At 67.6% G+C, this 13,529-nt stretch carries 12 protein-coding genes; 4 read left to right on the top strand and 8 right to left on the bottom strand.

Going from position 1 to position 13,529, the window contains the following annotated elements; genetic code table 11:
• Positions 1 to 66: 66 nt before the first annotated feature.
• Genes ACOQPE_RS06290 through ACOQPE_RS06270 form a run of 5 tightly spaced genes read right to left on the bottom strand, consistent with a single transcriptional unit; the run spans position 67 to position 5,431 of the window.
• The gene (locus ACOQPE_RS06290) at positions 67 to 525 is read right to left on the bottom strand and encodes a hypothetical protein (protein WP_420610994.1); all 459 of its coding nucleotides are present in this window, start codon (positions 523 to 525) and stop codon (positions 67 to 69) included.
• Positions 522 to 1,652: a mandelate racemase/muconate lactonizing enzyme family protein gene (locus ACOQPE_RS06285; RefSeq protein WP_420610993.1), complete on the bottom strand. Its 1,131-nt coding sequence runs from the start codon at positions 1,650 to 1,652 to the stop codon at positions 522 to 524. The genes ACOQPE_RS06290 and ACOQPE_RS06285 overlap by 4 nt, the downstream gene beginning before the upstream one ends.
• A gap of 23 nt (positions 1,653 to 1,675) precedes the next feature.
• Positions 1,676 to 3,385: a GH3 auxin-responsive promoter family protein gene (locus ACOQPE_RS06280; protein ID WP_420610992.1), complete on the bottom strand. Its 1,710-nt coding sequence runs from the start codon at positions 3,383 to 3,385 to the stop codon at positions 1,676 to 1,678.
• A complete protein-coding gene (locus ACOQPE_RS06275) occupies positions 3,382 to 4,347 on the bottom strand; it encodes a sterol desaturase family protein (protein WP_420610991.1) in 966 nt (321 codons plus the stop codon). The genes ACOQPE_RS06280 and ACOQPE_RS06275 overlap by 4 nt, the downstream gene beginning before the upstream one ends.
• Positions 4,348 to 4,405: 58 nt before the next feature.
• Complete coding sequence (locus tag ACOQPE_RS06270; RefSeq protein WP_420610990.1) at positions 4,406 to 5,431, bottom strand: NADP-dependent oxidoreductase; 1,026 nt, start codon at positions 5,429 to 5,431, stop codon at positions 4,406 to 4,408.
• A 261-nt stretch (positions 5,432 to 5,692) separates the two neighbouring features.
• Here ACOQPE_RS06270 and ACOQPE_RS06265 point away from each other — a divergent pair, with 261 nt between their 5' ends.
• The 4 genes from ACOQPE_RS06265 to ACOQPE_RS06250 are packed head-to-tail and all read left to right on the top strand — an operon-like array spanning position 5,693 to position 9,669.
• Positions 5,693 to 6,571 carry an FAD binding domain-containing protein gene (locus tag ACOQPE_RS06265; RefSeq protein WP_420610989.1) on the top strand — a complete coding sequence of 293 codons (879 nt, stop codon included), beginning with the start codon at positions 5,693 to 5,695 and terminating at the stop codon, positions 6,569 to 6,571.
• Positions 6,571 to 7,050, top strand: a complete 480-nt coding sequence (locus ACOQPE_RS06260) for a (2Fe-2S)-binding protein (protein ID WP_323671058.1) — start codon at positions 6,571 to 6,573, stop codon at positions 7,048 to 7,050. The genes ACOQPE_RS06265 and ACOQPE_RS06260 overlap by 1 nt, the downstream gene beginning before the upstream one ends.
• Before the next feature lie 51 nt (positions 7,051 to 7,101).
• Positions 7,102 to 9,375, top strand: coding sequence for a xanthine dehydrogenase family protein molybdopterin-binding subunit (locus ACOQPE_RS06255; protein WP_420610988.1), 2,274 nt, complete (start codon positions 7,102 to 7,104; stop codon positions 9,373 to 9,375).
• A 42-nt stretch (positions 9,376 to 9,417) separates the two neighbouring features.
• Positions 9,418 to 9,669 (top strand): MoaD/ThiS family protein, encoded by a 252-nt coding sequence (locus ACOQPE_RS06250; protein WP_419917188.1) that lies wholly within the window; start codon positions 9,418 to 9,420, stop codon positions 9,667 to 9,669.
• A 36-nt stretch (positions 9,670 to 9,705) separates the two neighbouring features.
• On the opposite strand, the gene rpsJ is transcribed toward ACOQPE_RS06250, so the two are convergent.
• The 3 genes from rpsJ to fusA all read right to left on the bottom strand — a co-directional run bounded on the left by rpsJ (position 9,706) and on the right by fusA (position 13,509).
• Entirely contained in the window at positions 9,706 to 10,020 is a 315-nt protein-coding gene (gene rpsJ / locus ACOQPE_RS06245; protein WP_323671069.1) for a 30S ribosomal protein S10, read from the bottom strand.
• Between the two features lie 32 nt (positions 10,021 to 10,052).
• Complete coding sequence (tuf, locus tag ACOQPE_RS06240) at positions 10,053 to 11,237, bottom strand: elongation factor Tu (RefSeq protein ID WP_419854768.1); 1,185 nt, start codon at positions 11,235 to 11,237, stop codon at positions 10,053 to 10,055.
• A gap of 187 nt (positions 11,238 to 11,424) precedes the next feature.
• On the bottom strand, positions 11,425 to 13,509 hold the full coding sequence (gene fusA, locus ACOQPE_RS06235; protein ID WP_420610987.1) for an elongation factor G: 2,085 nt from the start codon (positions 13,507 to 13,509) through the stop codon (positions 11,425 to 11,427).
• Between the last annotated feature and the right edge of the window lie 20 nt (positions 13,510 to 13,529).

Genomic DNA, 13,529 nt, shown 5'->3' with positions numbered 1-13,529 from the left:
AGGAAGTCCGCGCCGCGAATGAAGCAGGCTACCGATCCCCCACGAGCGCCCCAACCTCGCGCCCGTTCAGCCAGCGGGTTGGGGGCGCCCTCGTTGATAGGCCACGAACAGCATCACTTCGCTCGCCAGGACCAGGTGAAATGCCGTCGGCAGGTAGGCAGTGAACCACTTCCCTGCAGCGATGCTCTCGTCGCCGAACGCTCCGGCATCGCCGAGGAGTCCGACTGCCAAACGCGCCACCATCACAGCGAAATACAGGACGCCGAACCAAGCGACTGGCCGCACCCAGCGCCGCCCGAAGAGGCTCCGGGCCGCTCGCATTCGCAGCGTCGCCGCCGCGATGATCATCAAGATCACCACTTGGGCCGCGAACAGCGCCGGGAACGGCAGGCTGCTGCCCTGCCAGGCGTCCTGGGAAGGCAGGAAGGCCACGTCCCACCAGCGCTGCACAGCTTGACCCGCGACGCGGGCCAGGAACGCGAGGCCGAACACCAGGCTTGCCACAGCAAATCGGGTGTCGTTCACCTGTCCTCCAGCGGCACCAGGACGGCTGCGGGATCGAGCCGCAGACCCAGCCCGCCGCCGCTGCGATCGGGCACGTCTTGAGCGCGCAGCATTCCCCCGTAGCCCCACATGATCGTCCGATCGGTGAGATCACGGGCCAGCAGATGCGTCCCGAAGGCACCTTCGGCGCCCACAACGGCGCCCGGGGCGCTCGCGATGACGGCGAGCGCCGCCCGGGTGAGCAGGCTCGTCTCCCCCACCTGGCACCCGACGATGACGTCGATGCCGGTGCGCGCAGCAGCAGTCACCACGTCCAGCGACCTGACGATCCCGCCCATCTTCGACACCCGCACGTTCACGATCCACGCCGACGGCTCCGCCAGCGCCTCGAGCTGCCGGGCGAGCCGCAAGCTCTCGTCGGCGATGATCTTCACCCGGCACTGCTGCGCGACGCGCATGCACCCCTCGACATCACCCGCCTGCAGCGGTTCCTCGACGGCGAATGCGATGTCGCCCAGTGCGTCCAAGTGCGCGGCGCACTGCTCGGGCGTCTCCCAGAGGTTGTTCGCATCGAGGCGAACCGTCGCCGGGTTCGACCCTCGGGAAATGAACGGGGCAAGCTTGGCCCGGTCACGCCGCAGCGAGCCCGAGAGCTTCACCTTGAAGTCGGTGAAGCCCCGCACGCGGAATCCGCGCAACTGCCATCGATACAGCAGCGGACCCATGTCGCCCAGGACAGCGGTATAGGCCACATCGGGGGGGCCTGAAGCAACACCCAGCAACTGCTCGATATTGCAACCGCCCGCCTTGCCCAGCAGGTCGAGGGCGGCAAGCTCCATCGCGCAGAACGCGGCCGGGTTCTCGTCGATGGCATCGCTGTGGGCGTCGATCCAGGCGCGCAGGTCGTCCACGCTCCCGACGTCCGCGCAGAACGACGCGGCGTGCTGGTTGACGAACGCAGCGCAACCCCCGACGGTCTCCCCGGTCACGTACAGCCGCGGGCACCCTTCGCCGTAGCCGATCGCGCCGTCGTCGCCGTGGGCCGTCACGATGAGGTTCTCGGCGTGGCGGCGGCTGGCAGAGGCATGCCGGAAGACGCGCTTGAACGGCACCGGGAAGGTGAATGTCTTCAGGCAGCGGATCTGCACGTACGCACCTCGGCCAAGCTCGCTCAGGCCGGAGCTGCGAAGTCGTCGAAAGGAAACTGGCAATCGGCGCTGTATTGCAGCCGGAGGTATTTGAACTGCACGTCACGCTGTCCGTCTGCGACGCGCTGGCGCCTGAATTCATCGCCAGTGCCCGCTGCAAGCAACCGGATGCGCAGCGGTGCCAGCCGGCCGCTGGCTCGCTTCTGGTCGTACTCGACATTGGTCTGCCGCAGCGCTCGCTCGATGCTGCTTGACAGTTCGCCGGCAAGTTCGGCTCCCTGTGGGCCAGCCGGCGTGCTCGCCAGCTCCGCATGGAGCGTGTAGCGGGCCTCTGCGACGTCGGCCAGCATGATGAAGAACGGTGCCACGGTGCCGATCTCGGCCACGGCAGCGGTCACGGCCGACATCACCTGGAATTCGTACAGCTTCTCGCCCGTGATGCTGGTGACGCCCTTGCCTTTCTGGACGAAGGACAGGACCGGCGTGCGGTCGACGAAGCCCGTCACCCGCACGATGTCGTTCATGTCGTAGCGGTACAGACCGTCGGCTGTGGTCACGATGACGTAGTAGTCGCGGCCGGCCTCGAGATCGGCAAGCGTGCAGGTCGGCTGGCCACGGTCGGCATCGTCGGCAGCGGCCTCCCACCCATCGCGTTCCGCGAACTCGAAGAAGTTGTCCTGCAGGGTCGCGACGCAGGAGCCTTCGATGGGATCGATGTTGACGGTGCCGCTGACCTCGCTGGCGAGATAGCCGAGTTCGAAGACCGGGCAGTCGGGTGTCAGCATCGGCTGGAGACGCTCGATCGCCAAGCCGCAGCTCCCCCCGGTCCACGTCACGACCGCACGCAGGTCGCCCCAGATGTCGGCATAGGTGAGTCGGCCTGCGGCCTCCAGGCGCCGACCGAGGGCCGCCGCTCGCTTCGGGTCTGCGCGGAGTCCGAGCTGGTCGTCGCGCCCAGGCACGTTGCAGCCAGCGGGCAGCCGCCCGGCGGCCACTGCGTCGAGCACCACGTCGGCCGAGTCATTGAGCACGTCCATCAGCCGGATGAACGTCGAGGGGTTGGCCGTCGCCATCGTGGTCACGGAGCCGTCAGCTGCGCCCAGCACGGCCATGGCCAAGTAGCGGGCGTCGTAGTCGGCGATGTCCGATACCGCCGCCGGCAGCACGTACCGGCGCCGCAGGAGCTTGCCCTGGCTCGCGTACAGCAGCCCTGACGCCGAGCCGTACGGCGTACCTGCTGGCATGGTGCCCTCGTGCGCGGCACCGGTCACCGCGAACACCTTGCCGCCGAGCGCGGCGGTGCGCCGCGACAGTGTGTAGGCCGCGAGTCGCTGCAAGCGCTGGATGCGGGCGAGGCCGGCCTTGGTGAGCGGGATGTTCTTCGGCTCGGCGACGGTGCCGCTGGTCTGGTTGTAATAGACCGGCTGCTCGGCAGTGAGACACTGCTCGCCGGTGGCTTCCTGCGCCTCGATCGCCTCCCTCAGGTCTTCGTAGGTCTGCACCGGCACGGCACGGCGGTAGTCCTCGGAGCCGGCAATCGAGCCGAAGCGGTGATCGGTGCCGAACACCGTGCCGGCGTTATCGGAGAGGATGCGCTGCAGCACCTGATCCTGGACCGCCGCCGGATCGGCGCATGCACGGACGAGCCCGCGGTAGGTGCGGCCGCTGGCCACGGCCAGCCCAGCCCGAAGCAGTCGATAGCTGAGACCGTCGATCCCCGAATTGCCCGTCACGACGGCGTCGCTGTCCCGGCTGCTCGCTTGTCGAGTCCTCGAATCAAGGGGGTGCGCATCTGAGCCAGAAAGCCAGTCGGGTAGTCGCGGTTCAGCAGTCCGAGCCGTCCGACCGCCGCGTCCGCGGGAAGGTACCGGGTGCCGAACAGCACGTCCCAGATGATGAGGTTGTTCCCGAAGTTGTGATCTGACTCCGCCGGCAATTCGGAGTGATGCCAGCGGTGCAGCTCCGGGCCGCTGATGAGGTAGTTGAGCCAGCCGAGGCGCACGTCGCAGTTGGAGTGCTGGTAGAAGCCGTTCAGCGCGTAGAACACGAAGTACGCCGCGAGCACGTCGCTTCCCACGCCCAGCAGCACGAACGGCAACGCGTCGACGCAGAACTGGACTGCCTTCTCTCCTGGGTGGAAGCGTCCGACGTTCAGCCAGTACAGCCGGTGCGGCGAGTGGTGCACGGCATGCCAGCGCCACATGAAGGCCGAACCGTGGAACGCCCGGTGCAGCCAGTAGCGGAAGAAGTCAGCCACAGCCATCATCAGCGCTGCTTGGAGCGCAACGGGCCAGCTGTGCGGCCACAGGCCCGCGAGTGTCAGGTCGCCCTCGCGCAGCCATCCGGCGAACGCCGCTGTCGCCGCCAGCGAGAGCAGCAGCGGCAGCACCACCTGGACGGCCACCATGAACGCCACATCGGCTCGCACGTCAGCGCCCTGGGGGCGCCATTCGGGGCGGTAGGGCAAGACGATCTCGTGCAGCGTGACCAGCCCTGCCCCAACCAGCACGGCAACGTACGACGCCGCCACGGCCGGCATCCCGAGCGATCCGGCAGCGGCGTAGATACCGACTCCCAACAGGATCACGGCCGGATACGAGACCCGCACCGCGAACCTGCCCGCTGCACTAGGCCGCTCCGGGTAGTGGGCCAGATGCTCGGCCTCAATTCGCCCCGGCGGATCGGCGGCCGTCATGAGCCGAGCCTATGTTTCGGCGCGCTCAGGTCCGATGAAACAGCCGAAGCACGAGCGCTCAATCACCCAGGCGGACGATGGTGGTGCCGACAGTGCGGCCGCCGAGGAGGTCGACGAATGCGCCGCCCGCAGCATTGAGGCCGTCGTAGGTGACGTGGCGGGGCACGAGCGACCCGGCGTCGATCCACTCGCGCATCTGGGCTCGCGCCTCGTCGTAGCGCTCGGTGTAGGCGAACACGAGGAACCCCTGCATGCGCACCTGGTTGTTCACCAGCAGACCCGGGATGCCTCGCGGGCTGGGATCGGGATTGGCGGTGTCGTAGGCCGAAACCGCGCCGCAGCACACGATGCGGCCGAACGTGGCCATGCGGAAGAGCGCGGAGCCGAGGATCTCGCCGCCCGTGTTGTCAAAGTACACGTCGATGCGGTCGGGCGTGGCCGCCCGGAAATCGGCGCGGAAATCGGGCGAGTGGCGATTGATCGCCGCGTCGAAGCCCAGCTCGTCAACCAGCAGCGAGCACTTCTCATCCGAACCGGCCACACCGACCACCCGGCAACCCTGCGCCTTGGCGATCTGCCCCACAATGTGGCCCACCGATCCTGCCGCTGCGGACACCACCACGGTCTCGCCCGCTTCTGGTCGCCCGACATCGAGCAAGCCGAAGTAGGCGGTGAGCCCGTTCGTGCCGAGCACGCCCAGATGCAGGGCGGGATCGAGCGCGCCGTCAGCGACACGCAGCTCGCCACCGGCAATCACAGCGTGGCGGCGCCAGCCAGTCGCGCCCACGACGGTGTCGCCGACGCTGATGCCCTCCGCATTCGATGCCTCCACGATGCCGGCGCCCGCGCCTCCCATGACCGCGCCCGTTTCCGGGGCGCCCGCGTAGCTGGCACTGCCCTGCAGGCCGGCTCGCTGCCCCGCGCCGATCGTGATCGCCTGAACCCGCACGAGCACCTCGCCCGGTCCGGGTTCGGGTACATCTTCGGGCTGCAACGCGAAGTGCTCGGCACTGAGCGGTCCGTCGGGGACCTCGGCAAGCACAACGCAGTCCGACACCCGCGCTGTGTTCGTTTCTCCAGCCATGACCCGCTCCTCGGCTCGTTAATGGATGTCGCTGCGGCAACACATGATTGCCGCTCGTCAACGACGGTTCTTGGCTCGTTTGCGACAGGGGGCCACGGTGCGGGAGGTCGCCGGCGACGGTTGATGCAACGAGCACGGCTCAGCGCAACTAACGTCCGCTGCCGTGCGCGCCGTCGCCCGCAGGCGGCGCGAGCGACGCGACCGCCGGGAGACGGTGCGTCGACACATGACGCAAGACCCAACGGATCGGGAGCTATCCGCATGAAATATGCCGCGCCGACCACCATTGACGAGGCGAGGACACTGCTGGCCGGCGATGCCGATGCCATCGTGTTCGCAGGCGCAACCGACGTCGTGCCGCAGATGCGCGCCGGGCGGCCTGAGCCGTCGATGGTGATCGACCTCAAGAAGATCGACCGTCTCATGTCGGTGAGCCTCGACGGCGACACCTGGCAGGTGGGTGCTGCGGCCCCCAGCTCGGCGCTGACGTCCAACGCCGCCTTTGCTGCCGACTTCCCAGGCCTGACCGAGGCTGCAGGACTCATCGGGTCCGACCAGATCCAGAACCGCTCCAGCCTCGGCGGGAACCTCTGCAACGCCTCCCCCGCTGCCGACTCCGTGCCTGCCCTGGTGGTGAACGATGCGGTGGCCGTGATCGCAGGCGCTGACGGCGAACGGCGGGTACCCGTCGCCGACGTGGCGACCGGGCCCGGCCAGACATCGCTGGCGCATGACGAGATCGTGGTGTGCTTCGAGCTCGCCCGGCCAGCCGGCGGCACCTCCGACGCCTACCTGCGACTCATCCCTCGCACCGAGATGGACATCGCCGTGGTGGGTGCCGGGGTGCGACTCACGCTGGACGACAGCGGCAATGTGAGCGCGGCCTCGGTCGCGCTCGGCGCGGTGGCGCCCACCGTCGTGCGGGTGCCTGCCGCAGAGGCGGCGCTTGTGGGCAGCAGCCTCGACGACGCAGCGCTGGCTGCCGCAGCCGCGGCCGCCAGCGATGCCTGCAACCCCATCGACGACAAGCGGGGCACGATCAACTACCGGCGCCAGGTCGCCGGCGTGCTCACCCGTCGAGCCGCCGGCATTGCCGCCGACCGGATTCGAACACGCAACGGACAGAACGGAGCGTCCTGATGAGCCGCACACATGTGAACTGCGAGGTCAACGGCGACGCCGTTGATTTTCTGACCGAAGACGGCGAATCGCTGCTCAATGCCCTGCGGGACGAGCTGGGATTGATCGGGGCCAAGGAAGGCTGCGGCACTGGCGACTGCGGCGCCTGCTCGGTCATCATGAACGGGCGCCTGCAGTGTGCCTGCCTGATCTTCGCCCCCGAGGCCGACGGCGCCGCCATCACTACCTGCGAAGGTCTCGCCAGCGCAGATGAACTGCACCCGCTGCAGCAGTGCTTCCTCGAAGGAGCTGCGCTGCAATGCGGCATCTGCACACCCGGGTTCCTCATCGCCGCCAAGGCGCTCCTCGACGAGAACCCCGACCCCACTGAGACCGAAGTGCGCTACGCGCTCGCCGGCAACCTGTGCCGCTGCACCGGCTACGACAAGATCGTGCGCTCGGTGCTCGAGGCCGCCGTCCAGATCCGTACCCCAGCCTGATTGACATCGGCTGGCTGAGACTCTCCTGATATCGCAGAAGGACACCTGAACATGAGCACTACTGAAGCTGCTGCAAGCACCCGCACCAATGGCAACGGAGCCAGCGGCTACCGCTGGGTCGGCACCCGCCCCGTCCGCCATGACGGGCTCGACAAGGTCGCCGGCAAGGCCCGCTACGCGGCCGATCTGAACCTGCCGGGAATGCTGTACGGGCACATCCTGCGCTCGCCGCATCCCCACGCACGGATCGTCTCGATCGACACGTCAGCCGCCGAGGCGATGCCCGGCGTGAAAGCGGTGGTCACCGGGGCTGATTTCCCCGAAGCACCGCCCAAGGGCGCCACGCGCAACCTGATGTGCACGGTCATCGCCCGCGACACGGTGCTGTACAGCGGCCACGCCGTGGCTGCGGTAGCGGCGTCCACCCGGCGCGAGGCCAAGGCAGCGGCGGAGGCCATCGAGGTCACCTACGAGCTGCTGCCCCACGTGCTGAACATCTCCGACGCGATGGCCGACGACGCGCCAGTGCTGCACGACAACCTGTTCACGCGCGGTGTCGAGCCGCGGCCCACCGAGCCGTCGAACATCGCGGCCCGCACGGTGTACGAGCGCGGCGATGTCGAGCAGGGTTTCGCCGAGGCCGAGATCGTGATCGAGCGGGAGTTCTCGACCCAGGCGGTGCACCAGGGCTACATCGAGCCGCACGCCTGTGTGGTCGACTGCGACCAGGAAGGTAAGGCGGTCATCTGGGCCTCCTCCCAAGGCCACTTCATGGTGCGGTCGTCGACGGCCACGGTGCTGGGTTGGGATACCTCGCGCATCAAGGTGATCCCCGCGGAGATCGGCGGCGGCTTCGGCGGCAAGACGACGATCTACATCGAGCCGGTGGCGGCGCTGCTGTCGACGAAGGCCGGCCGCCCGGTCAAGATCGTGATGAGCCGTGAAGACGTGTTCCGGGCAACCGGCCCGGCACCCGGGGCCATCATCAAGATGAAGGTCGGCGCCCGCAACGACGGCACCATCACCACGGCGAAGGCCTGGCTGGCATACGAGAACGGGGCCTTCCAGGGCATCGCCGCGATGCTCGGCTGCATGTGCGTCGTGTCGGCCTACACCCTCGATCACCTCTATGTGGAGGGCTTCGACGTGGTGCTCAACCGGCCGGTCAACGTGGCCTACCGGGCCCCCTCGGCGCCTGCAGCAGCGTTCGCGATGGACTCGGTGGTCGACGAGATCGCGGCGCGTGTCGGCATGGACCCGCTCGACCTCCGCATCCAGAACTGCCCCTCGCAGGGCGACCCGACGCCGTACGGGCCCAAGTGGCCGATGATCGGCCTGCGCGAGTGCCTCGAAGCGATCCGCGACAGCGACCACTACCAGTCGGAGCTGCCCGAAGGGCAGGGCCGCGGCGTGGCCAGCGGTTTCTGGTTCAACATCGGCGAGGCGTCGAGCGCGACGGTGAACCTGAACGAGAACGGCACCGCCACGGTGATCACCGGCAGCCCCGACATCGGCGGCAGCCGCGCGTCGATGGCGCTGATGGCCGCCGAGGAGCTGGGCCTCGACGTGCACCTGATCCAGCCGGTCGTGGGCGACACCGAGGTGGTCGGCTTCACCGACGTGACCGAGGGCAGCCGCGCCACGTTCGCGACGGGCATGGCGGTCGTGGAGGCCTGCCGCGATCTCAAGGAGCAGCTGCGCAAGCGCGCGGCCAAGACGTGGGATTGCGATGTCGAAGAGGTCGAGTGGGTGGACGGCTCGGCCGTGCACGGACCTGGCGAGCAGGAACCGCTGACGCTGGCCGCCATCACCGGCAATGCCAAGCGCACTGGCGGCCCGCTGGGCGCCACTGCGTCGCTGAATGCCCGGGGCGCCGGCCCGGCCTTCTCGGTCCAGGTCGCCGACGTGTCGGTTGACCAGGAAACCGGGCGGGTCACCGTGGAGCGCTACACCACCGCGCAAGACGCCGGCACAGCGATTCACCCGAGCTACGTGGAAGGCCAGATGCAGGGCGGCGTGGTGCAGGGCATCGGCTGGGCGCTGAATGAGGAGTACATCTACTCCGACGACGGCAACCTCGAGAACCCGGGATTCCTCGACTACCGCATCCCGGTGGCATCGGACCTGCCGATGATCGAGACCTGCATCGTGGAGGTGCCGAACCCGTCGCATCCCTATGGCGTGCGCGGTGTCGGCGAGGTGGGCATCGTGCCGCCGCTGCCGGTGATGGCCAACGCCGTGGCCGATGCCACCGGCGTGCGCATCAGCGACCTGCCGCTCTCGCCACCGCGAGTGCTGGAAGCGCTGACGGCCGCCGAGAGCTGATCGCAGCCCGAAGCCGCTGAGCCGATTCGTCGGGGCGACTCGATGGCGGTCGTTCACTTCTCGACCGACCAGCGCCAGCACACCGGCGGCACATCTGAGGTCACCATCGACGCTGCGAATGTGCGCGACCTGGTGCGTCAGCTCGCAGAGCTCTACCCGTCGCTCAACGCACACCTCGTCGAGACGTCCTCGACGGCAGTCGCCATCGACGGCGAGATCATCCCCGACCCCTGGCTCGAAGCCCTCACTCCAACGTCAGAGGTGCACTTAGTCCGCCCGCTCGCGGGCGGATAAAGCCAGCAGTGCGCCCGCTCGCGGGCGGGTAGCGCGCTAAGGCTGGACTTTGAGTTCGATCTCGACGCCGGCAGGCAGGTCGAGACGCTGGAGCGAGTCGACCGTCTTGTCGGTGGGATCGATCACGTCGATCAGGCGCTTGTGGATCCGCATCTCGAAGTGCTCGCGCGAGTCCTTGTCTTTATGGGGGGACCGCACGACCGTGTAGCGATGCTTCTCGGTGGGCAGCGGCACCGGGCCCCGCACCTTGGCGTTGGTGCGCAGCACCGTCTCGGTGATCTTCTGCGCCGACTGGTCCACGATCTCGTGGTCGTAGGCCTTGAGCCGCATCCGGATCCGAGGTGCTGCCATCTGAGTGCCTGACTGTTGGCCGGAAACCCGGGTTACTGAACGATCTTGGTGACCCGGCCGGCGCCCACAGTGCGCCCGCCCTCACGGATGGCGAAGCGCAAGCCCTCGTCCATCGCGATCGGGTTGATCAGCTCGACGGTCATCTCGGTGTTGTCGCCCGGCATGCACATCTCGGTGCCCGACGGCAGCTCGACCACACCGGTGATGTCGGTGGTGCGGAAATAGAACTGCGGGCGGTAGTTCGAGAAGAACGGCTTGTGCCGCCCTCCCTCGTCCTTGGTGAGCACGTAGACCTGCGCCTCGAACTTGGTGTGCGGGGTGATCGCGCCCTTGCGGGTGCAGACCTGGCCGCGCTCCACCTCGTCCTTGCCGGTGCCGCGCAGCAGCAGGCCGACGTTGTCGCCAGCCTGGCCCTGATCGAGGATCTTGCGGAACATCTCGACGCCGGTCACCGTGGTGGTCTGCGTCTCGCGGATGCCCACGATCTCGACCTCGTCACCGGAGTTGATGATGCCCTGCTCGATCTTGCCGGTCACCACGGTGCCGCGGCCAGTGATCGAGAAGACGTCCTCGATCGGCATCAGGAACGGGCGCTCGGTGTCGCGCTCGGGCTCGGGTACGTACTCGTCGACCGCGTTCATCAGCTCGACGACCTGCTCGGCGGCAGCCGCGTCGCCCTCCAGAGCGTTCAGCGCGGAGACGCGGACCACCGGCACGTCGTCGCCGGGGAACTCGTACTCGCTGAGCAGCTCGCGTACCTCGAGCTCGACCAGCTCGAGCAGCTCCTCATCGTCGACCATGTCGACCTTGTTCAGCGCGACCACGATGTAGGGCACGCCGACCTGGCGGGCCAGCAGCACGTGCTCACGCGTCTGGGGCATCGGGCCGTCAGCGGCGGACACCACCAAGATGGCGCCGTCCACCTGGGCGGCGCCGGTGATCATGTTCTTGATGTAGTCGGCGTGACCGGGCATGTCGACGTGCGCGTAATGCCGGTTGGCCGTCTCGTACTCGACGTGCGCGATGGAGATCGTGATGCCGCGCTCACGCTCCTCGGGTGCCTTGTCGATCTCGTCGAAGGCCGTGGCCTGGCCGCCGACCTGTTCGGACAGCACGCGCGTGATGGCAGCCGTCAGTGTCGTCTTGCCATGGTCGATGTGGCCCATCGTGCCCACGTTGACGTGAGGCTTGGTCCGCTCGAAACGCTCTTTTGCCATGTCGTACCCGCCTTTCGGGGTTCTGCTCGCCTATCGGGGGTGAGTGAGGTGCAGGGATGTCGTTTTTCTTTGTTTCTTCACCGTTCTGAACGGTGTGAGGCTAGGGATGCCGTGGCCCAGTTCCAATAGGCCCCCAGCCACAAAAGTCGGCCCGGAGACGACTGCGGCCCTCCAGCAGCCAGCTAGGTCATTCGCCGCGGATGCGCTTGATGATCTCCTCGGCGATGGTGCGCGGCACCTGCTCGTAGTTGTCGAATTGCATGCTGTAGGTCGCGCGGCCCTGGGTGCGGGACCGGAGGTCGTTGGCGTAGCCGAACATCTCCGACAGCGGCACCTTGGCGTCGATCACCTGGTTCACGCCGCGCAGCTCCATCTGCCCGACCCGGCCGCGCCGTGAGTTGAGGTCGCCGATGACGTCGCCCATGTAGTGCTCGGGCGTCACGACCTCCACCGACATGACCGGCTCGAGCAAGACCGGCCGTGCCAGCCTGGCTGCGTCGCGCATGGCCATCGTGCCGGCGATCTTGAACGCCATCTCCGAGGAGTCGACGTCGTGATGGTTGCCGTCGATCAGGTCGACGGCCACGTCCACCAGCGGGAAGCCCGCGAGCGGGCCGTTCTCCAGCGACGACTGCAAGCCGGCATCGACCGACGAGATGTACTCGCGCGGGATCACGCCGCCGCGGATGTGGTCCTCGAAGACGTAGCCCTCGCCGGGATCCGATGGGCGCAGGTTGATGACCACCACCGCGTACTGGCCCGAGCCGCCGGTCTGCTTGATGTGGCGGTACTCGAACTTGTCGACCGGTGAGGTGATCGTCTCGCGGTAAGCCACCTGCGGCTTGCCGATCGAGGCATCCACCTTGAACTCCCGCAGCATCCGGTCGACCAGCACCTCAAGGTGCAGCTCGCCCATGCCGGAGATCACGGTCTGGCCGGTCTCGTCGTCGGTCTTGACCTGGAAGGTGGGATCTTCCTCGCTGAGCGCCGTGAGCGCCTTGCCCAGCTTGTCCTGGTCGCCCTTGGACTTGGGCTCGACAGCGACGTGCACGACCGGGTCGGGGAAGTCGAGCTGCTCGAGCACGATCGGCTTGGACGAATCGCACAGCGTGTCGCCCGTGCGAGTGTTCTTCAGACCGATGCCCGCGACGATGTCGCCGGTGCCGATGTCGTCGCGGTCTTCGCGGTTGTTGGCGTGCATCTGCAGGATGCGCCCGATGCGCTCGCGATTGCCCGTGGTGGTGTTGAGCACCTGGCCGCCGCGCTCGAACTTGCCGCTGTACACCCGGAAATAGGTGAGCTTGCCGACGTGAGGGTCGGTCATGATCTTGAACGCCAACGCCGAGAACGGCTCTTCGTCGCTGGGTTTGCGCTCCAGATCCTCCTTGCCATTCGTCGAGCTGCCCGCGATTGCCGGGATGTCCACCGGCGCGGGCAGGTACATCGTGACGGCGTCGAGCAGCGGCTGCACGCCCTTGTTCTTGAACGCGCTGCCGGTGAGCACCGGCACAATCTGGCCGTCGAGCGTGCCCTGCCGGACCGCCCGCCGGATCGTGTCGGCATCGACGTCTTCGCCTTCGAGGTAGGCCAGCATGATGTCCTCGTCGACATCGGCGAGCCGTTCGAGCAGCTTGCTGCGGTACTCGGACGCCTGGTCGGCCAGGTCGGCGGGAATGTCGACGATGTCGTAGGTGGCGCCGAGATCGTCGCCCTTCCACACCACGGCGTTCATCTCGACCAGGTCGACCACGCCTTCGAAGTCGGCCTCGAGGCCGATCGGCAGCTGCAGGACAGCCGTGTTGGGGGTGAGCCGGTCCTCGATGCTGGCCAGCGAGCCGAAGAACGAGGCGCCCGTGCGGTCGAGCTTGTTGATGAAGCACATCCGCGGCACGCCGTACCGGTCGGCTTGCCGCCAGACGGTCTCGGTCTGCGGCTCCACGCCCGCGACGCCGTCGAACACTGCCACGGCGCCGTCGAGCACCCGCAGCGACCGCTCCACCTCGACGGTGAAGTCGACGTGGCCCGGCGTATCAATGATGTTGATGACGTGATCGTTCCAGTGGCAGGTGGTGGCGGCGGAGGTGATGGTGATGCCCCGCTCCTGCTCCTGCTCCATCCAGTCCATCGTGGCGGCGCCGTCGTGAACCTCGCCGATCTTGTAGTTGACACCGGTGTAGTAGAGGATCCGCTCCGTCACCGTGGTCTTGCCCGCGTCGATGTGGGCCATGATCCCGATGTTGCGGACGCGGTCGAGAGGTTGCGTTCGAGCCATTTCAGCGTTGTCCCAATTGA

Origin of the sequence: Candidatus Poriferisodalis sp., assembly GCF_965219595.1 — a bacterium.
Taxonomy (GTDB): domain Bacteria; phylum Actinomycetota; class Acidimicrobiia; order Acidimicrobiales; family Poriferisodalaceae; genus Poriferisodalis.
Note: the sequence above shows the minus strand (reverse complement) of the source record. Positions and strands in the feature narration are given on the sequence as shown.